Here is a 17,837-nt window from a genome sequence, read left to right on the forward strand (position 1 = left end):
CCGCCGCAACGGCGGCGGAATGCTCGAAGAGGCGATCAACCTGACCGGCCTCTTTCTCCGAGATGGACCCGTCGTTCAGGTCAAAGACTATCGCGGACGGACCCAATCCTTCCGGATCACCGGAAACCATCTCTGCTACACGGGTCCGTTGCTCGTTCTGGTAAGCCGGTTTAGCGCTTCGGCGTCGGAGATCGTAGCCGCCGCCCTGCAAGACTATGGGCGGGCGATCATCATCGGCGACCAGACGACGCATGGCAAGGGAACGGTGCAGACCCTCCTTCCGCTCTCCGACTACGTCCCATGGGACTTCCACGGGGATCCCGGAAAGCTGAAGGTCACGGTCCAGAAGTTCTATCGGGTGACAGGCTTAAGCACGCAGCAACAGGGTGTCGCCTCCGACGTCGTCCTCCCGTCGGTCGACGATTATCTCGACCTCGGCGAATCCTCGCTGCCCAACGCTCTGCCGGCCGATGCGATCCCGCCGGCTTATTATCAAAAAACGGCCGGCGAGGCCGCTTTTCTTCCGACCCTGCAGAAGCGTTCCTCCCAGCGAGTCGCGGCGAATCCCGATTTTGCCTACGTTTTGACGCAGATCGATCTGATCAAGCGTAAGAAGCTGGATAAGGCGGTCTCTCTCAATCAATCGGTCCGGCTCAAAGAGAAACAGGATGCGGAGGCGAGCAAGGCCGCCCTGGAAGCAAAACGAGCGCGGCACCCGCAGCTAAACGAAAATGTCTATTATTTGGACATCGAGTCGGCGCGGAATCGGAAACCGTTGAAACTCTTGCCCCGGTCCACCGCAAAGAGTTCCCCTGCGGAAGCCGGCCCGGACGGGGCTTCCATCCGAGAAGTCGAAGAAAAGGGGTGGGACGATGCAACTCCACAGGTCGGAAACGATTTCACTTTAGAAGAAACCTTGAACGTATTGGCGGATTACGTCACCCTGCTGCAAAAACCTGGTAGCACTTTAGCGCTGCAGAAAGATCCTTGAAGGAGCGAGCGCCTCTAATCGCGAAATGACCACACCCAACACGATCGAGGTCGAAGGCACGATCGTCACGATTCTTCCAGGAACCATGTTCCGAGTCGAGTTGGACGAGGGCCAGCACCAAGTATTGGCCCATATTTCCGGGAAAATGCGAAAGCACTTTGTTCGGTTGACGTGCGGCGATCGCGTCAAGTTGGAAATGTCTCCGCACGATCTGACCAAAGCCCGCATCCTCTACCGTCTGGACCGTCCCTCCCAGGATCATCGTCCCGCACGAAGAAGCCAAAGATTCCGACGCGGAGGACGTAAACCCTAACGCGGGTCATCGACACGGTGCACGGCTCCAAACCGCCGAAAAGGGGGCGCCGCAATTTCCTACTGGACGTACTGCTGCCCTCCTTCTTTACGCGGCGCGGAGGCGTTCCACTCTCTCCTTCCTTCCCCCCCCTGTCGGACGATCAAGTCTGCCTGACGTGGGTCGGACACGCCTCCTTCCTCGTACAGACGCCCCGGCACAACATCCTCATAGATCCGAATTGGGCCAATTGGATGTTCATGATTCGCAGGCTCAAGAGGGCCGGGATCGCCATCCACGACCTGCCTGACATCGACTTGGTCCTGATCACCCACGCGCATTTCGATCATCTCAATCGCCGCTCTCTCCGGGAGATTGCGGCCCGTCAACCCGTAGTGGTCCCCTCCGGAGTGGCAAACCTTGTCCACGGGCTGGGCTTCGAACAAGTTCGAGAGATGTCCTGGTGGGATCGCTGGGAGTTCCAAGGGCTGTCGCTCACCTTCACGCCCGCCCATCATTGGGGCGCTCGGTATCTTGCCGATCGTCATCGCGGTTACGGCGGGTATTCCCTCACCTATGGGAGCCGGAAGGTCTACCACTGCGGAGACACGGCGTATTTCAAGGAGTTCCGAGAGATCGGCAGACGCCTTCAGCCCGAAATCGTCCTCATGCCGATCGGCTCCTACGACCAACCTTCCAAGCGCGTCTCTCACATCACCCCGGAAAAAGCGGTCCAAGCCTTTTTGGAGCTGCAAGGCAAGATTTTGATACCCATGCATTTCGGAACTTACCGGATGAGCTACGAGCCTCTTCACGAGCCAGCCCAGCGACTTCTGGTGGCCGCGAGCCGCGCGGGCATTCTTTCGCAGGTTCATTTTTTGCACGAGGGAGTTCCGCGAGTCTTTTGAGAAAAGAAAGGGCTCGGTTCTCCGCCCGTGAGAATGCGGATCGAAGGGATGCGCGTCAGTTTTCCATTGTCAGCTCCGCGAATCGTGGCATATGGTGACGAACCTTCCATGGAAGAGGGGTCCCTGCGAAGCTTCCTCTCGTCCGCTCGGGAGGAGAATGCGTCGAGCAAACCAGGGAGCCATAGCTCAATTGGTTAGAGCGCTGCCCTGTCACGGCAGAGGTTGCGGGTTCGAGACCCGTTGGCTCCGGTTCACAAAATATGCCGCTCAAGCGATGGTTGCACGAAAACGGCGATTCTTCCTTTCACGAAAGAATCCTCTTCCTCGGCGGTCGGATGCTCCGCGCTCTTCTCCTTTTGTTTGCTCCGCTTCTTTTTTTCGGCCCAGCTGCGCTCGGACACGCCGCGACTCCCTCCGTCTTGGTACGCTGGTATGGACATGCGTTCGTCTATCTGATCGCTTCCTCGGGCATTCGCATTGCCATCGATCCGTTCGGGGATGAAGCGGTCCACTATCGGTTCCCGGAATCCCTCCAAGCGGATGTCGTATTGATCAGCACCGAAGCGAACGATCGATCCGCGGGAGAGCGGATCCTCGGATCGCCGCAGATCTTTCGCAGCGTGGCCGCTCTGGGAACGAATAACGCGCGGGGGCTCCTCTTCCGAGGCATCCCCACCTTTCGTGACAAATCCCAAGGAGCCATTCACGGCCACAACACCGCTTTCGTCTTCGAGCTCGACGGAATGCGTTTCGCCCACCTGGGCGATCTCGGACATCCTCTCAGCCCAGAGTTACTGGCGGAGTTCGGAAAGGTGGACGTCCTCTTCCTGCCCGTGGGCCGCGACAGTCTCCTCATTTCCGAGCTCGACAAGATCGCCACGGACCTTTCCGCCCGCGTCATCGTTCCCATCGCCTATCGGACCGAGCTCAGCGGCGACCTGGAATTGAGACCGCTTGCAAATTACTTGGACGACAGGCCCAATATCCGGTGGATCGAGGGATCGGAGTTTTCTCTCTCCGCACCGGAGCTCCCGTCGTCGCCGATGATCTACGCATTTCGCGGAATACCATGAAGGTCCTCGTCATAGGGGGCGGTTGCCGGGAACACGCTCTCTGCTGGTCGCTCCGGCAAGATCCCGAAGTCAAGAACGTCTACGCGGCCCCGGGCAATGCCGGAACCGCGACGTTGGCGGAAAATCTACCGATTGCGGCGGACGACGTCGACGCGTTGACCCGCTGGGCGCAAGAGCTGAGGCCGGATTTGACAGTCGTCGGACCCGAAGCCCCGCTCTGTGCCGGCATCGCCGATGCTTTCGGCCGACACGGCCTGCCGGTTTTCGGACCGCCTCAGAGGGCTGCGCGGCTGGAAGGGAGCAAGGTATGGACCAAGGAGCTGGCCCAACGGTACGGCGTTCCCACCGCCGAGGCTCGGGCGTTCGACGATCCTCGCGAGGCGATTTCTTTCAGCCGCCGGTTCCCCTTCCCACAGGTGATCAAGGCGGATGGCCTCGCTTCCGGAAAGGGGGTCTTCATCGCGGCCGACTTTCCCCAAGCGCAAGCGGCGATCGCTTCTCTTATGGAGCAACGGATTTATGGGGAGGCCGGCCGCCGTATTTTAATCGAGGCCTTTTTGGAAGGGGTCGAGCTTTCCGCCTTTGCTCTTTTCGATACCAAGCAATATCTCTTCCTCGGCGTAGCGCACGACTACAAACGAGTCGATGACGGCGATCGCGGGCCGAACACGGGTGGCATGGGCGCCTTTCTGCCCAGTCCGTTCGTTTCCCCCGCACTGCTCCAACAAATCGATGCATCGATCCTAGCCCGGCTTCACGCCGCATGTGTCGCCGAGCGGCTCGATTATCGGGGTGTCCTTTACGCCGGACTGATGGTGACGAGCGGAGGGCCTCTCCTGTTGGAGATCAACGTCCGATTCGGAGACCCGGAGGCGCAGGTACTTCTTCCTTCCCTGGGAACTCCTTTGAGCGAACTCGCCCGAGCGGTCTGCCGTGACGAGCTAGGGAAGCTTCGCCTTCTACGCCATCGACGCTCCGTCGTCGGGGTCGTGATCGCAGCGCCCGGATATCCCCAGCGCCCTCGACAGGACGATCCCATCACCCTCTCTGAGAAGAAACCTTCCGTCTCGGAAGCGGAAGGGGTTCTCTTCCACGGCGCCACGAAGCTGACCCAAGGAGTGCTTCGGACGGCGGGAGGGAGGGTCTTCACGGCGGTCGGTTGGGGCGGTCGGATCGCCGACGCCCGAAAGCGTGCCTACGAGCAGGTGAATGCCGTTTCTTTCCCCGGAATGCATTTTCGCAAGGATATCGCCTCCTTCCTCGCCGGCCGCCCGGTTCCGGAGCTCGAGGCCTAGCCTCCTTGCTTTCTTGCTCCACGCAATTATACTACCGCGTATGATCAAGCGAATTTTGCTCCTGACGGTCACCAACGTCGCAGTCCTCGTGCTGCTGACCGCCGTCATCTCCGTATTGCACCTCGATCGCTGGCTCACGGCCGCCGGCATCAACTATCCGCTTCTTCTCGTTTTCTCGCTGGTCGTCGGATTCACGGGCAGCTTTCTCTCGCTCGCCATCTCGAAGTGGATGGCCAAGATGGCCTACAACATCCAGGTCATCGACAGCCCGCAGACGGAAGGGGAAGAGTGGCTCGTGAACACCGTGCGATCGCTCGCGGCGCGCGCCCGAATCGCCATGCCGGAAGTCGGCATCTACGAAAGTCCGGAGGTCAATGCGTTTGCCACGGGCCCGTCGCGGTCCAACGCGCTGGTCGCGGTGAGTTCCGGCCTTCTCTCCCAGATTAATCGCCGCCAGATCGAAGGGGTGCTCGGTCACGAGATCACCCACATTTCGAATGGGGATATGGTCACCATGACCCTGCTGCAAGGCGTGGTGAACACCTTCGTGGTCTTCCTTTCTCGGATCATCGGGGTCCTCTTCGACAGCTTCCTCAGTCGCGGCGACGAAGAGCGCCGAGGAGTGGGTATGGGATTCTATGTCGGGATGTTCCTTTCGGAGATCGCCCTGGGACTCCTCGCCTCTTTCATCGTCGCCTGGTACTCGCGCCAAAGAGAGTTTCGAGCCGACGCGGGAAGTGCCCGGATTGCCGGGAAGGATGCCATGCTTTCCGCACTGCGAGGCCTTCAATCTCTGACCGAAGGCGGTTCGGTCATCGACGACGGACGATCGGCCAGCTTGAGCGCATTCAAGATCCACGGGAAGCCCGGTGGCTTTCTTTCTCTCCTGGCGAGCCATCCTCCTCTGGAGGAGAGGATCGCCGCTCTCGAGCGTCTTCCGGAGGCTGCCTAACCGCCCGAGCGCAAAACCTTCCGCCGAAGGTTCCCCCTACGTAGGGGGAACCAGGACAACTTTTCCGGAAGCCCCCGGCTCCATGACCAGCCGCTGCGCTTGGTCCGCGGAGGACATCGGCAGCACCGTGCGAATGACGGGACGAAGGAGCCCTTTGGCCAGGTGAGCCGCCAACGCGGCCGCGATGATTTTCCGCTCCTTTGGAGATGCGCAAAATAGGGACATTCCCAAGATAGAAAGGTCCCGGGAAATGAGCCCCCGGGGATCGATCTCCACCAAGCCTCGGGATCCGATCACCACGACCTTCCCCCCTAGGGCCGTCACGTCGAAATCCTTTCCCAGGTTGACGTTCGCCAACATCTCCAACACGATCTCTACCCCCTTCCCTCGCGTAATTTCGAGGATCTGGCGAAAGTGGTCGGGGGAGCGGTGATCCAAAACATGGTGGGCGCCTTCCCGTGCCACGAGCTTTCTCCCCTCCTCTCCGCCGGCGGTTCCGATGACGGTCAGCCCGGCGGCCCGCGCAAGCTGGATGGCGGCTAACCCCACGCTGCCGCTGGCCCCATGAACGAGCACGACGTCACCCGCCGAGGCTTCCGCCCGAAGAAAAAGGGCCCGATAGGCCGTCCCGCAAGGAATTCCGACGGCAGCTCCTTGAGCGAAATCGAGAGCCTCGCCGAGCGGCTCCGCCTCTTCCTCCCGGCAGACGACGCGCTCGGCATAGGAGCCGGTTCTCCCCCACAGGGAGAAGTAGACGCGGTCCCCCCGACGAAATCGTCGCACCTCCGGACCGACCTCTTCGACAACGCCGGCTCCGTCGAATCCAGGGACGAAGGGCAAGGGCCACGCATGGGAACCTCCCGACCGGAAAGAGACGTCGACAGGGTTGACCCCGGCAGCCTGCACGGAGATGAGGAGTTCCCCCGGACCGGGAACCGGATCTCGACACTCCTCCCACGATAAAACCTCCGGACCTCCATACTCTCTGACCACAATGGCATGCATGCGCGAGATCCTGATGCGAGAGTCCAATCAGGGCAAGAAACGGCCGCGGGATCTTTTCGAAGGGACGTTTCGTTTTTTCTTTCTTTCGCACACGAGGTTTCCTAACTTTTCGTCCCGATGCGAACCAGCGCTCGCAACTGTTTCCCGGGAAAGCTCGTTGTCATCAAAAAAGGTCCGATCCTCGCGGAACTGGAGATCGCGGTAGGCGAGCAGACCTCGCTGGTAGCCCATATCGCATTCACGAGCCTAGTCGATTTGGGTCTGTCGGTGGGCTCCGCAGTGCAGGTCCTGATCAAGGCATCCCAAGTGGTCTTGCTCACCGAGGACCATTCGGTCCGCCTCGGCACACGAAACCTCTTTTGCGGGACGGTGTCGGCTCTTCACCCCGGGGCGATTCACACCGAGGTCATTCTCCAGATCGAAAAAGAGCTCCCAATCGTTGCGGTCGTCACCAACGAGTCGGCAAAGGAACTCGAACTACAAGTCGGCGAGCGGATCTGCGCCGCCTTCCCTCCTTCGAGCGTTCTTCTCACCTTGAACTCGTGAAGCGGGGAGTCCCTCCTTCGGCGACCTCTACCTCGCTTATTCGGAAAGATCCGCCGGCTCGGCCGTCAAAAGTCCCTTCGGGCCAAGCATTGCCGCTACCTCTCGGCAATATGCCTCGATATCCGCCGATCGGAGAATCGCCGAAACCATCACGACCCGATCGGCTCCCGACTCCAACACCTTGCGCAAATTTTCCTTCCGGATTCCTCCGATGCAAAAAAACGGCTTCCTCAAGCGTCCGCGGACCTCTCGAATCAAGGGTAAACCGACGGGTTCGACCTCGGGCTTGGTCGGAGTGGCGAAGATGGGGCCGACCGCAATATAATCGGCTCCCTCCCTCTCCGCCGCCAAAGCCTGTTCCATCGAGTGGGTCGATTTGCCGATCAGCTGCGTAGCAGCAAGAATTTTCCGCGCCTCAGCGATCGGCAGGTCTTCTTGGCCGAGATGGACACCGTCCGCGTCGACACGCCGAGCCAAGAGCGGCCAATCGTTGACAAGAAAGAGAGTTCCGGCCGAGTCGGTCAATTCCCTCAAGGAGCGGGCCAGAGGCTCGAGCGACTCCGGCTCGCGATTCTTCGCTCGAAGCTGAAGAACGTCCACCCCCCCTGCCACCATCTCCCGGGCGGCCCCCCGGGGATCGCTCTCTCCCAGCACTCCCAAATCAACGATTCCGTAAAAACGAGCCAGGCGAAGCCGCACCTTTCGACGCCAGAGCCGTTCCTCGTCGTTCATGCCTTTTGCGCGCCCTTGGACGCCAACAACCTGGGCAAAAAGGTGGTGGAATAGTGTCCCCTGCGAAAATCGGGATCCTGCAGGATCGCCTTACCCAGCGGGACCGTAGTCTTAATCCCTTCGAGGACCAGTTCGTCGAGAGCACGCCCCATGCGCGCCAGCGCGTCTTCCCGCGTCTGCCCGCTCGCGATGATTTTTGCGAGCAGCGAGTCGTAATACGGAGGAATCGTCGCACCGAGGACTAAGTGGGAATCGACGCGCACGCCCGGGCCTCCAGGGAACTGGAGCGCCTCGACTCGTCCGGGGGAGGGACGAAAATCTTGCCAAACATCTTCGGCGTTGATGCGCATCTCCACCGCATGTTGCACCACCTCACGCCCCTCCCAACTCTTATCGACAGGATAGCCTGCGGCAATCTTGATCTGCTCTTTTACCAGATCGACCCCGTACGCCTGTTCGGTTACGGGATGCTCCACCTGGATGCGAGCATTCATCTCGATGAAGTAGAAATTGCCGCTCCCGTCGACCAGGAATTCTACCGTTCCTACGTTTTCATAATGGATGGATTCCGCCAAACGGACGGCCGCACGACCCATCTTCTTCCGGAGCGAAGCATCCAGGATCGGGGATGGCGATTCTTCGAGAAGTTTTTGGTTCTTCCGCTGAATCGAGCAATCTCTCTCTCCGAGATGGATGACCCGACCTCGCTGATCCCCGACGACTTGAATCTCCACGTGATGCGGGTCCTCGATCAGCTTCTCCACGTAAAGGCTTCCATCCCCGAATGCCTTTTCCGCTTCGACGCGCGCGGCATGAAAGCCCTGCACCAAGCTGACGTCGTTGTGGGCCACCCGCATGCCCTTTCCCCCGCCGCCGGCGACGGCCTTCAACACCACCGGAAAGCCGATCCGTCGCGCCGCTTTCAGCGCTTCCTGCTCGCTCTCGACGATACCTTCGCTGCCGGCAGGAACTGGGACCCCGATCTTTCGCGCGTGGAAGCGCGCCTGTACTTTGTCTCCCACCTTTGCGATCGCGGAAGCCGAAGGCCCGATAAACTTGATGTTACAACTCGCGCAGATTTCTGCGAAGTTGGCATTTTCCGCAAGGAAGCCATAGCCGGGATGAATGGCATCGACGTCCCCGATCTCCGCAGCGCTGATGATTCGGTCCACCCGGAGGTAGCTTGCGGCGGCCGGTCCGCTCCCGATGCAGATGGCCTCATCCGCCATCCGCACCGCCAACGAGTCTCGATCCGCATCGGAGTAGACAACCAAAACCCGGATGCCGAGTTCGCGACAAGCTCGGATGACTCGGACCGCGATCTCCCCGCGATTCGCGATGAGGACCTTACTAAACATGCCTTCCGCCCGCGTGCGCTTCCGCTGCTTCCCAAAAACGGAGCGCCGGGCCGCGCCGGCCCCTTCTCGACCTGCGATCGTTCTCTTCCGCTCCCCCCGCCCGAAATGAAGTCATCTCTCGGGAAACGCGCCCCTTGGGCTCCTTGCAATCAGCTCAAAGGCTCGCCTAACTGGTACCGGACGAAGCGCCGCACCACGATATTTTCCCCAATCTGACCGATCTTCGACGCCAGCACGTCGCGTACCGTCGCATTCTGATCCTTGATGAATGTCTGCTCCAAGAGACAGTGCGTCGCAAAATACTTCTCCAATCTTCCCGCGACGATCTTTTCCAGGATAGCCGGCGGTTTTCCCACGTTGTCCGCCGCAATCTCCCGACGTACACGCTCGACCTCTGCAGCCGGCACTTGATCGCGGCTTACGTAATGCGGATTTGCTGCGGCGATCTGTAGCGTGAGGTCCTTGACGAGCTCCCGGAATGCCGCATTTCGGGCGACGAAATCCGTTTCGCAGTTGACCTCTACCAGCACCCCCACCTTATCGCCAACATGGATATAGGAAGCAATCACGCCTTCCGGCGTTTCCCGCGCAGACTTTTTCTGGGCCTTGGCGATCCCGCGCTTCCAGAGCAACTTTTCGGCTTCCTCCAGCACGCCGCCCGACTGTTCGAGGGCGCGCTTGCAGTCCATGATTCCCGCTCCGGTTTTCTCCCGAAGCTCCTTGATTCGTTCAAGTCCGATCGGTTCTTTCATGCTCTGTCCCTTCTCGGTCCCCGGCCCTGGGGAACGAGGATATCCACGCAAATCCGCTGAAACGCCTCTTAGGACGCTGCACCCGCCAAGGATGCTTGCGAAACCGGTTCCGCAGCGGGAATCTCCTCGGCGGCAATGACGGGAGGGGTCCATCCCAACCTGGTCTTGCCCTCGATGATCGACTGGTTGAGCTCGCGCAGAATCAGCCGAATCGACCGAATGGAGTCGTCGTTGGCGGGTATCGGAAAATCAATTCCTTCCGGATCGGCGTTCGTGTCCACGATCGCCACGATAGGAATTCTCAGCTTCTTGGCTTCCGATACGGCGATCGCCTCGCGCACCACATCGACCACGATCAATGCCTCGGGAATTCTTTCCATTCCCCGGATTCCCCAAAGATGGCGACGGAGCTTCGCGTTCTCCCGACGGAGAACCGCAACTTCCTTTTTCGGCATGCGATCCATCAAGCCCTTCTCCTCCAGATGATCGATCCATCGCATTCGTTCTACCGATTTTCGGATCGTCACGAGGTTCGTAAGCGTGCCGCCAAGCCAACGGTGGTTGACGTAGAAGGATTCGCTCCCTTCCGCACACTCCTGGACGATCGGCTGAGCCTGCCTCTTGCACCCGACGAAAAGCGCCTTGCCGCCGCTTTCCGAGAGCTTTTCCAAGAAGCGCGCCGCATTCTCTAATTGCTCTCTCGTCTTCTCGGGATCGATCCAATGAATGCCGCCCCGCGATCCGGCGAGATACCGCTTCATCCGCGGGTGCCACTTGTCCGTTCGATGTCCGAAGTGCACTCCCGCCTCCACTAATGCCTTAACGTCCACCATCTCTCATCCTTGCTTTGCTGTGCGAAATCTCTTTCCCACGGTCTTTCTCGCCGCTGCGAACCCTTCTCCGGGAGAAGGGCCGACCCGCGTCCAATCCGACGCAAAGACATTCTCTTCGGCCTTTTGTGTCTGCTTCCTGTCGTTTTGCCCGCCGGCTTCCGTGCGAATCTTCCACCGTACGGGATCGCCAGGCTGCTGCCAAGTCAAATTACAATGCTTGCCCTTTCCCCGAAGAAAGGCGTTGTATGTCTGTTCGGACCGCAGAATGAAATTGACAGAGGGCTTGCAAAACGCTAGCAGAAACTGAATTTCCTATGGAGAAGTCGATCTCATCGACCCACGGCCGAGCGCTGGCCCTTCTAGGATCGCTCTTTTTCGCGCTCTCGGCATTCTTCCCCGCCTCTCGGCTGAATGGCGCTTCCGATCGGGGATCCTATCCTTGGCATAAGAACATCGTCACAACCGTGTTTTGGATCGGTCAGGGGAGGACTCCCATTAGCGCGGCCACCAATGTCGCAAGCGCCTGGGATGTCCACTGGACTCGAAATTATGGCGGACTCGACGACCCGAGTCGCCGGGTCGGCTTTCTGCCGCGGCGCTTCGCCGTCACCCTCAATCCCTTTTACGTCGCCCTGCCGTTCAATGACGTAGCCTACCCCGATCTCGCGAGGCGATGGGTCCCTTGGTATCGCGAACCTTCCCGAGGCAACCGGTATGTCTCCCAATGTAAAGGGCACTGGGTTCAGATCCGGCACAAAGGCAAGGTCGCCTATGCGCAGTGGGAGGATGTCGGGCCGTTGCGCTCCGACTTTCCCTCCTATGTATTCGGCAACGATCGCCCCCACACGTATAACGGAGCCGGTCTGGACGTCTCGCCCGCCGTGCGGGACTACCTCGGCTTGCATGGTCTCGACTTAACCGATTGGCGCTTTGTTTCCGAGGAGGAGGTTCCCCCCGGCCCCTGGATGAAGTATGGCGAGCAGGCGATTCTCCTCCGCGCAATCTTGAATGAGGAGCGAAAGGCTGCCGCGCAATCCTCCCGTCTCTTTACGCCGACGATCTTTTCACGAGAGCGCTAAGCGGACCGGCTTTCCTTTGGAGAGCCTCTGCCCTCTCGCGTCGCAGGTTCCGGCTAGCCTCGGATCCGAAGAACCGGTAGGTTGAAACCGTCGACGACATGAGGCTGCTTTTCCAAGGGGAGCGACCTCACGGGACGGGACAACGACCCGCCGAACCGGCTCGGTGCGGCTCCCGAAAGCAGATGAAGCGCGACCGATCCTGATGAACCTCGTCTACTTCGATCTCGAGACGCAGAAGAGTGCCAGCGAAGTCGGAGGCTGGCGCAACAAGAGCGCGATGCGCATGTCCCTCGGCGTCACCTACGCCACGGCTCGGCAAGGCTATCAAATCTATTTGGAACAGGAAGTCGAAGCTCTCATCCAAGAGCTGCGGAATGCGGATTTGATCGTTGGATTCAATATCCTCGGCTTCGATTTCCCCGTCCTGGAAGCCTACACGGTGTTCGATCTTCAGGACCTCCCCACGCTCGATTTGTTGCAGCATGTGGAAGCCCAAACCGGCAGGCGCATGAGTTTGGAGAGCCTCGCTCGGGCGACTCTCGGGGTGGGAAAAACAGCGGAAGGGGTGCAGGCCCTTCGTTGGTGGAAGGAAGGCAAGCTCCTTCCGATTGCCGAATACTGTTGCTACGATGTGAAGGTAACCCGCTTGCTCCATGAGCACGGGATCCGTCATGGAGAAATCCTCTATTTCAACGAGCAGACGCAGCGAAAGGAATCCATTCCCGTCCACTGGAAACCTTCCTGAGGAGGAAAGATCCGCATGGAGAGGGTGACCCAACAGAAACTCGCGATCGCCGCGGTGCTCGAGGCCGCCGAAAGTCCGCTCACGCCCCCGGAAATTCTCACGCGGGCGGCAAAACTGGTGCCGCGACTGGGCGTGGCCACGGTCTACCGAGCCCTTCGGTCTCTGCGCAAAGACAAGAAGATCGTCGTCGTGGAAATACCCGGCGAGCCTCCCAGATACGAAACGGCAACGCGCGGCCATCATCATCACTTCTTTTGCAACGATTGTCGCAAGGTATTCGAAGTCCCGGAATGTCCCGCGAAGCTCGCCGAACTGGCCCCCCCAGAATTCCAAGTCCAGGATCACGAGATCATCCTTTACGGAAAGTGCCCCGATTGCCGGACCCGGCGCAATGTTTCCGCAGCGGATTGAGTCGAGCCGCCTATTCCCGTAATTTCTGCGGCGAGCCGAGCCTATGCAGATCCCCAAGGCGGAAGCCGAGGAGCTCGGCGGCTCTGCGCTCGTCTCCGCCCCGCTCGCTCGCGATCCGATCGACGAGCCGAGCCAGGATCCGAGGGCCCAAATCGGTCACCCCGTTTCGCAGAACGAGGTCGGACAAGGCTCGTACTGCCTCCTCTACAACGCGCCCTTCCGCCGAGGGGTGCTCTCGAGAGTTCGCCGAAAGTACTTCCTGAATCTCCTCCGGGAGATTGCTCACCTCGATGGTGGTGCTCGCCGCCAGAACCATGGCACGCTGAATCACGTTTTCGAGCTCGCGAATGTTGCCGGGCCAAGGGTAGGCCTGCAGCGCCCGCATCGCATCCGCTGAAATCCGCATCGCCGCTTGCGGCAGGTAGCGGCGATGCTTCTGCAGAAAATGGGCGGCAAGAACGGGAATATCCTCAGCCCGATCCTTCAAAGGGGGCAGGGAAACCCGGACGACGTTGAGCCGATAAAAGAGATCGGCCCGAAACTCGCGACGCTGCACCGCCGTGGCCAGATCTTTGTTCGTCGCGGCGATGACGCGGACGTCGGTTCGAATGGGCTCGTTACTCCCCAGCCGAGAAACCTCTCCTTCCTGGAGCACACGCAAAATCTTGCTCTGGGTGGTCAACGGCATCTCCCCGATCTCGTCCAAAAAAATCGTTCCGCCGTCGCCTTGCTCGAACTTTCCGATCCGCTGAGCCATCGCCCCGGTGAAAGATCCGCGCTCGTGTCCGAACAATTCGCTTTCCAGCAGGTTCTCGGGAATGGCCGCGCAATTGATCGCGATGAAGGGCTTATTGGCCCGCATGCTGTGCTGATAGATGGCTCGGGCGATCAGCTCTTTCCCGGTACCGCTCTCTCCGGTGATCAGCACCGTCGCATTGGTCTTGCTCACCTGCCCGACCAATTTGTAGACCTTTTGCATCGGCGGGCTGTCCCCAACCAGGGCGGGCCCCTGGCGATCGACTCCGCTCGCAGCCGTCTGGCCTTCCTCCTGCGCAAGCTGGGCGGCCTCCAAAGAGCGCTCGATCAGATGCCTGAGCTCCGGAATGTCGAATGGCTTCAGGATATAGTCGTACGCGCCCAGCTTCATCGCTTCGATGGCCGTATGAGAAGTCCCGTAGGCGGTCATCATGAGGACGACCACCTTCGGCGCCATGCGCTTCATCTCCCGGAGGGTCTCCAAACCATTCTTTCCGCCCATCCGAATGTCCATGATGACGACATCGACGGGCTCCTTCCGGAGGATCTCGATGGCCTCCTCGCCCGATTGAGCGGCTCGCACTTCGATCGGGAGATCTTCCAGCAGCCGCTGGAACGAGTAGTGGACGCCCTGCTCGTCATCCACGACGAGAATGAACCGGGATCTCCCCGTTTTCCTCTCCTCTTTCGCCAGCCGCTCTCCCCCCTTCACCGTGGTCACGTACTTAGGAAAATGGAGCCCTTTGCGGCCGCTGCCAAGAGCAAAATCCGATCGAGGTTCGGCGCAAATGGTCGCCCCTCGAGAATTGCCTGGGAAATTGCCAAAGATCCGACCGGCATATATTCTCCTATCCATGGACCTCGCACGCCCCGCCCGTCGGCTTCGAAGTGGACGACCGGCTCTTTTGCTCGGATCGCTCTTCTTCCTAGTTCTCTCCGCTGTCGCGTTCGCCGAACCCCCCAACTGGATGACAGACTATCCCGCGGCCCTCAAGGAAGCCAAAGCCCAGAAGAAATTGGTGCTCGCCAACTTCACCGGCTCCGATTGGTGCCCCTGGTGCCAAAAATTACAGCGTGAGGTCTTCTCCACTCCGGAATTTCAACAGTACGCCAAGGAGCACTTGGTCCTTCTCGAACTGGATTTCCCCCAGCGCAAGCCGCAGCCCGAGGCTTTGAAACAGCAAAACAAAGAGCTGGCAGACCAGTATCATGTCGAAGGCTTCCCCACGATCGTTCTCCTCGATCCCGACGGACGGGAAATCTCCTCCTTCGGATATATGGCAGGAGGACCGAAACCTTTCTTGGACAAGATTGATCGGTTGCGTGAGAAAGCGGCCTCCGGAGGTTGAAGGCCGCTTCCGTCCCGAGAGGAAATCACGCGACCATTCGCTTCCGAATCCTGAGCTTGGGTTTCACGCCGACGGAAGAAAGTGCTTCCTCACAGCCTCCATCCCTTCTAAAGTTCCTCCATAGCAACCGTGCAACATCCAACAATTATGAAACTACGATGGCCCCTTGGGGCGAATGCCTTCGCTGCAAGCATCTTGTCTTTGATCCTTTGCTCTCCGCTGCAGGCCCAAGACTCTTCCAGCTCGTCGCCGGCGGCCGAATCCCAAGCGGCAGGTGCGCAGAACCATCCCCACCATCATCGCTGGCACCGTCAAGCGAGGGAAAATCATGAGAAGATGCGCCGCCTGATGGAGCGACAGGACGCCGAGTTGCGGCGGCTGACCGATGCGATGAACCAAGCCCCCCCCGACAAGAAGCTCGATCGGGCGTGCGCCGTCATCAACAAGCTCGTCGAGCAACGCAGGGAGATGCATGCCGAAATGGAAAACATGCATCAAAAAATGATGCATCAGATGGGGGAAACCCAATAACGCCCAGTCGGGAATGTTGCTCGAGGGAGGCTTTCGCTTCGAAGACCGGCGATGCGAATAGGAGGGAGGAAGGACATCTGAGTCCGTTTCCTCCCTCGCCGATTCCGCGAGAAATGTCCCTGAACGCATTTCGCTTTTTCGACCGTCCGAGCCGCATAGGCGTTTCCACGATCCGCCCCGCCTTCGTATGAATCCTCTCGCCGGGAATCGAACCCCGTGCTTTCTGAGTCCCGCTCGGCTTCTTCTTTTGACCGCTTCGCTCGGGATGGTCGGATCGCTATCCCTTCCGGCGATCGCTGAGCAGACGCCTCCGCCGATCGTCGCTCGTCCCCCCACTCCGGCGCAGCAACGGCAGATTCAGCAGATGCAGGAACGGCTGCGGAAGATGGCTCGCGAGCAAGACGAGGAGCTGGAACATCTTGTATCCGAATTGAACGGAGCTTCGCGGGATAAAAAGATCGACTTTTTGACGCGAATTGTCACCCGCTTGATCGAACAACGCAAGGCCTTCCACCAAGAAAGCGAGGCCGTCCGGTTGAGGATCCTGGACATGCAGAATCCGCCAGCCCCGCTTCCCCGGGCCACCGCGTTCCCGACGCCGATTCCTCCACCCGCGCCCGCAGCGGAGAAGGCGGAATCCGCTCCGTCGACCGAACCGCCTCCGAAAGCAACCGAGCAGGGCTATCTACCCCAATGAGGACGGGACGCCTCGAGTGCGAGCTCCGCGAGAATCGTCGGCTAGACTCGGTTCGAAAAAGTCTCCGCAGGCAGAATGGAAGATAGCCCACCTTAACGGCCACCCTCTTCGAATTCGGCATCGACCTCTTCCGCGACGTCTTGCTCCAGAAACTCCGCATAGGCGGGAGGAGCTTCCTTCTCCCGTCGCAGGAACCGATAGCCGGCCCAAACGAAAGCCCCCAGAACGACCGCGCCGAGGAGTGGCAAAAACAGGGCCGCCTCCCAGTCGGCGAGCTCGGGCTGGGCCCCGGTGGGAGCCGCCGCTGCAGGATGCGTCAAAAGCGAATGCGTCACTGGCTACCCTCGGTTGCGTATGCCGCAGCGGCAAGACCCAGCGGGGGGCTTCCGCCCGGGACACCGGTGAGCCAACCGCTTTCCCGGCTCCCCTGCGTTGCCAAGGAGTGGATCCATCCTCTCGCCGCTCCCCCACTCCTCCTCGGCAGGCCTCCGGTTCCCGGATTATGCGCGGACCGGCTCGGCCGGCACCTCTTTCTCGGCGGCCGGTTCCCATTGAGGAAGGAAATCTCGCTCCGCTCCTGGAACGCTATACTCGTAAGGGCCTCGATAGACGGTGGGAGTGACGGGGAAGTTTCCATGCCCAAGCGGGGGAGTCGGCGTCGCCCATTCGAGCGTGGTCGCTTGCCACGGATTATCGGATTGCACCTTCTCTCCGTGCCTTGCACTCCAGAAGAAATTAATGATGAAGGGAATTTGTGCAAGAGCCAGCAGCCATGCCGAGATGGACATCACATGGTTAAGCCAAAGGACGTTCTGGGCGTACTGCCATCCGGCTCCGCCGTCATACCAGCGCCGATGCACCCCGTTCATTCCCTGGATGAGCATCGGGAAGAAAACGCCGTTGAAAAGGACGAGAGTCGGCCAGAAATGAAGCTTCCCGAGCAATTCGTTCATCATTCGGCCGGTGACCTTCGGGTACCAGTAATAGATTCCCGCAAAGAGAGCCATGAGAGAGGTCGGCGCCATCATGTAATGGAAATGACCGACCACGTAGTAGGTGTCATGGAGGACCAGATCCGAAGAGCTCCAACCGTTCGGAAGTCCGGTCAGACCTCCAATGGCGAAAAGCGGCAACCACGACAAGGCGAAGAGCATCGGTAGGTTGATGCGGATCGATCCTCCCCAAAGCGAAAGGAGAAAGACCGTCCCGATCAAAACGGAAGGAATCGAGATCACGGTGGTGAAGATTTGAAAAAACGTAGTCACTCCCTGGCCCATGCCGGTCATATACATATGGTGGGCCCAAACGATCATCCCCACGAAGCCGATCGCGATTTCCGAGTAGACGACCGCTCGGTAGCTCCAGAGAGGTCTGCGCGTGTTGTTTGTCCAAATCTCCGCGATGATGCCCATGGTCGGAAGAATTTGGACGTACACCTCGGGATGCCCGAGGAACCAGAAAAGATGCTGCCAGAGCAGGGGAGCCCCGCCTCCGCTGAGGAAGAGCTCGTATGCCGTCTTCTGCTTGAAAAA

The 17,837-nt window shown here is 59.7% G+C and carries 21 protein-coding genes and 1 tRNA gene; 14 read left to right on the forward strand and 8 right to left on the reverse strand.

From position 1 onward, the window contains the following. The 7 genes from FN369_RS10195 to htpX form a co-directional block, all read left to right on the forward strand. Positions 1-991: carboxy terminal-processing peptidase (locus FN369_RS10195; protein ID WP_178087805.1), on the forward strand; the 991-nt coding region annotated here is incomplete at its 5' end. A 25-nt stretch (positions 992-1,016) separates the two neighbouring features. Then, positions 1,017-1,304: a translation initiation factor IF-1 gene (gene infA, locus FN369_RS10200; protein WP_142526033.1), complete on the forward strand. Its 288-nt coding sequence runs from the start codon at positions 1,017-1,019 to the stop codon at positions 1,302-1,304. A 17-nt stretch (positions 1,305-1,321) separates the two neighbouring features. Next, the gene (locus FN369_RS10205) at positions 1,322-2,191 is read left to right on the forward strand and encodes an MBL fold metallo-hydrolase (RefSeq protein WP_246189659.1); all 870 of its coding nucleotides are present in this window, start codon (positions 1,322-1,324) and stop codon (positions 2,189-2,191) included. Positions 2,192-2,366: 175 nt separating this feature from the next. Beyond that, positions 2,367-2,440: transfer RNA gene (locus FN369_RS10210), tRNA-Asp, on the forward strand. An 11-nt stretch (positions 2,441-2,451) separates the two neighbouring features. After that, a complete protein-coding gene (locus FN369_RS10215; protein WP_142526034.1) occupies positions 2,452-3,264 on the forward strand; it encodes an MBL fold metallo-hydrolase in 813 nt (270 codons plus the stop codon). Then, complete coding sequence (gene purD, locus FN369_RS10220; RefSeq protein ID WP_142526035.1) at positions 3,261-4,559, forward strand: phosphoribosylamine--glycine ligase; 1,299 nt, start codon at positions 3,261-3,263, stop codon at positions 4,557-4,559. Before FN369_RS10215 ends, purD begins: the two co-directional genes overlap by 4 nt. Positions 4,560-4,599: 40 nt before the next feature. Continuing rightward, entirely contained in the window at positions 4,600-5,511 is a 912-nt protein-coding gene (htpX, locus tag FN369_RS10225) for a protease HtpX (RefSeq protein WP_178087806.1), read from the forward strand. A 36-nt stretch (positions 5,512-5,547) separates the two neighbouring features. On the opposite strand, the gene FN369_RS10230 is transcribed toward htpX, so the two are convergent. Further along, on the reverse strand, positions 5,548-6,516 hold the full coding sequence (locus FN369_RS10230) for an NADPH:quinone reductase (RefSeq protein WP_142526036.1): 969 nt from the start codon (positions 6,514-6,516) through the stop codon (positions 5,548-5,550). A gap of 117 nt (positions 6,517-6,633) precedes the next feature. Here FN369_RS10230 and FN369_RS10235 point away from each other — a divergent pair, with 117 nt between their 5' ends. Next, a complete protein-coding gene (locus FN369_RS10235; protein ID WP_142526037.1) occupies positions 6,634-7,062 on the forward strand; it encodes a TOBE domain-containing protein in 429 nt (142 codons plus the stop codon). Between the two features lie 36 nt (positions 7,063-7,098). Here FN369_RS10235 and thiE read toward each other — a convergent pair whose 3' ends face one another. The 4 genes from thiE to rpsB form a co-directional block, all read right to left on the reverse strand. Next, the gene (gene thiE / locus FN369_RS10240) at positions 7,099-7,794 is read right to left on the reverse strand and encodes a thiamine phosphate synthase (RefSeq protein WP_142526038.1); all 696 of its coding nucleotides are present in this window, start codon (positions 7,792-7,794) and stop codon (positions 7,099-7,101) included. After that, positions 7,791-9,152: an acetyl-CoA carboxylase biotin carboxylase subunit gene (accC, locus tag FN369_RS10245; protein ID WP_142526039.1), complete on the reverse strand. Its 1,362-nt coding sequence runs from the start codon at positions 9,150-9,152 to the stop codon at positions 7,791-7,793. Before accC ends, thiE begins: the two co-directional genes overlap by 4 nt. Before the next feature lie 149 nt (positions 9,153-9,301). Further along, a complete protein-coding gene (tsf, locus tag FN369_RS10250) occupies positions 9,302-9,904 on the reverse strand; it encodes a translation elongation factor Ts (RefSeq protein WP_142526040.1) in 603 nt (200 codons plus the stop codon). Between the two features lie 68 nt (positions 9,905-9,972). After that, on the reverse strand, positions 9,973-10,737 hold the full coding sequence (rpsB, locus tag FN369_RS10255; RefSeq protein WP_246189660.1) for a 30S ribosomal protein S2: 765 nt from the start codon (positions 10,735-10,737) through the stop codon (positions 9,973-9,975). A gap of 314 nt (positions 10,738-11,051) precedes the next feature. On the opposite strand from rpsB, the gene FN369_RS10260 reads away from it, so the two are divergent. From FN369_RS10260 to FN369_RS10270, 3 genes are all read left to right on the forward strand, one after another. Continuing rightward, positions 11,052-11,816, forward strand: a complete 765-nt coding sequence (locus FN369_RS10260; RefSeq protein ID WP_142526041.1) for a hypothetical protein — start codon at positions 11,052-11,054, stop codon at positions 11,814-11,816. A 202-nt stretch (positions 11,817-12,018) separates the two neighbouring features. After that, positions 12,019-12,561, forward strand: a complete 543-nt coding sequence (locus FN369_RS10265; protein WP_342799721.1) for a ribonuclease H-like domain-containing protein — start codon at positions 12,019-12,021, stop codon at positions 12,559-12,561. Positions 12,562-12,576: 15 nt separating this feature from the next. Continuing rightward, positions 12,577-12,972 (forward strand): Fur family transcriptional regulator, encoded by a 396-nt coding sequence (locus FN369_RS10270; protein WP_142526042.1) that lies wholly within the window; start codon positions 12,577-12,579, stop codon positions 12,970-12,972. Positions 12,973-12,982: 10 nt separating this feature from the next. On the opposite strand, the gene FN369_RS10275 is transcribed toward FN369_RS10270, so the two are convergent. Continuing rightward, positions 12,983-14,449, reverse strand: a complete 1,467-nt coding sequence (locus FN369_RS10275; RefSeq protein WP_246189661.1) for a sigma-54-dependent transcriptional regulator — start codon at positions 14,447-14,449, stop codon at positions 12,983-12,985. A gap of 133 nt (positions 14,450-14,582) precedes the next feature. On the opposite strand from FN369_RS10275, the gene FN369_RS10280 reads away from it, so the two are divergent. From FN369_RS10280 to FN369_RS10290, 3 genes are all read left to right on the forward strand, one after another. Further along, the gene (locus tag FN369_RS10280) at positions 14,583-15,077 is read left to right on the forward strand and encodes a thioredoxin family protein (protein ID WP_178087807.1); all 495 of its coding nucleotides are present in this window, start codon (positions 14,583-14,585) and stop codon (positions 15,075-15,077) included. A 336-nt stretch (positions 15,078-15,413) separates the two neighbouring features. Beyond that, positions 15,414-15,608, forward strand: a complete 195-nt coding sequence (locus FN369_RS10285; RefSeq protein WP_142526045.1) for a hypothetical protein — start codon at positions 15,414-15,416, stop codon at positions 15,606-15,608. A 187-nt stretch (positions 15,609-15,795) separates the two neighbouring features. Then, positions 15,796-16,305, forward strand: coding sequence for a hypothetical protein (locus FN369_RS10290; protein ID WP_142526046.1), 510 nt, complete (start codon positions 15,796-15,798; stop codon positions 16,303-16,305). Positions 16,306-16,397: 92 nt separating this feature from the next. Here the strand turns inward: FN369_RS10290 and FN369_RS10295 are convergent, their stop codons facing one another. Together FN369_RS10295 and FN369_RS11715 are read right to left on the reverse strand one after the other, a co-directional pair. Then, positions 16,398-16,640 (reverse strand): hypothetical protein, encoded by a 243-nt coding sequence (locus FN369_RS10295; protein ID WP_142526047.1) that lies wholly within the window; start codon positions 16,638-16,640, stop codon positions 16,398-16,400. Between the two features lie 165 nt (positions 16,641-16,805). Then, positions 16,806-17,837, reverse strand: a 1,032-nt coding sequence (locus FN369_RS11715; RefSeq protein WP_178087808.1) for a cytochrome c oxidase subunit I, incomplete at its 5' end; no start/stop codon positions are given.

Origin of the sequence: Methylacidimicrobium cyclopophantes (genome assembly GCF_902143385.2) — a bacterium.
Taxonomy (GTDB): Bacteria; Verrucomicrobiota; Verrucomicrobiia; order Methylacidiphilales; family Methylacidiphilaceae; genus Methylacidimicrobium; species Methylacidimicrobium cyclopophantes.

What these genes read in the sequence shown, in the direction of transcription:
- infA (WP_142526033.1), top strand. Translation starts at nt 1,017, where the DNA reads ATGACCACACCCAACACGATCGAGGTCGAAGGCACGATCGTCACGATT.
- FN369_RS10215 (WP_142526034.1), top strand. Translation starts at nt 2,452, where the DNA reads ATGCCGCTCAAGCGATGGTTGCACGAAAACGGCGATTCTTCCTTTCAC.
- purD (WP_142526035.1), top strand. Translation starts at nt 3,261, where the DNA reads ATGAAGGTCCTCGTCATAGGGGGCGGTTGCCGGGAACACGCTCTCTGC.
- htpX (WP_178087806.1), top strand. Translation starts at nt 4,600, where the DNA reads ATGATCAAGCGAATTTTGCTCCTGACGGTCACCAACGTCGCAGTCCTC.
- FN369_RS10230 (WP_142526036.1), bottom strand. Translation starts at nt 6,516, where the DNA reads ATGCATGCCATTGTGGTCAGAGAGTATGGAGGTCCGGAGGTTTTATCG.
- FN369_RS10235 (WP_142526037.1), top strand. Translation starts at nt 6,634, where the DNA reads ATGCGAACCAGCGCTCGCAACTGTTTCCCGGGAAAGCTCGTTGTCATC.
- thiE (WP_142526038.1), bottom strand. Translation starts at nt 7,794, where the DNA reads ATGAACGACGAGGAACGGCTCTGGCGTCGAAAGGTGCGGCTTCGCCTG.
- accC (WP_142526039.1), bottom strand. Translation starts at nt 9,152, where the DNA reads ATGTTTAGTAAGGTCCTCATCGCGAATCGCGGGGAGATCGCGGTCCGA.
- tsf (WP_142526040.1), bottom strand. Translation starts at nt 9,904, where the DNA reads ATGAAAGAACCGATCGGACTTGAACGAATCAAGGAGCTTCGGGAGAAA.
- rpsB (WP_246189660.1), bottom strand. Translation starts at nt 10,737, where the DNA reads ATGGTGGACGTTAAGGCATTAGTGGAGGCGGGAGTGCACTTCGGACAT.
- FN369_RS10260 (WP_142526041.1), top strand. Translation starts at nt 11,052, where the DNA reads ATGGAGAAGTCGATCTCATCGACCCACGGCCGAGCGCTGGCCCTTCTA.
- FN369_RS10265 (WP_342799721.1), top strand. Translation starts at nt 12,019, where the DNA reads ATGAACCTCGTCTACTTCGATCTCGAGACGCAGAAGAGTGCCAGCGAA.
- FN369_RS10270 (WP_142526042.1), top strand. Translation starts at nt 12,577, where the DNA reads ATGGAGAGGGTGACCCAACAGAAACTCGCGATCGCCGCGGTGCTCGAG.
- FN369_RS10280 (WP_178087807.1), top strand. Translation starts at nt 14,583, where the DNA reads ATGGACCTCGCACGCCCCGCCCGTCGGCTTCGAAGTGGACGACCGGCT.
- FN369_RS10285 (WP_142526045.1), top strand. Translation starts at nt 15,414, where the DNA reads ATGCGCCGCCTGATGGAGCGACAGGACGCCGAGTTGCGGCGGCTGACC.
- FN369_RS10290 (WP_142526046.1), top strand. Translation starts at nt 15,796, where the DNA reads ATGAATCCTCTCGCCGGGAATCGAACCCCGTGCTTTCTGAGTCCCGCT.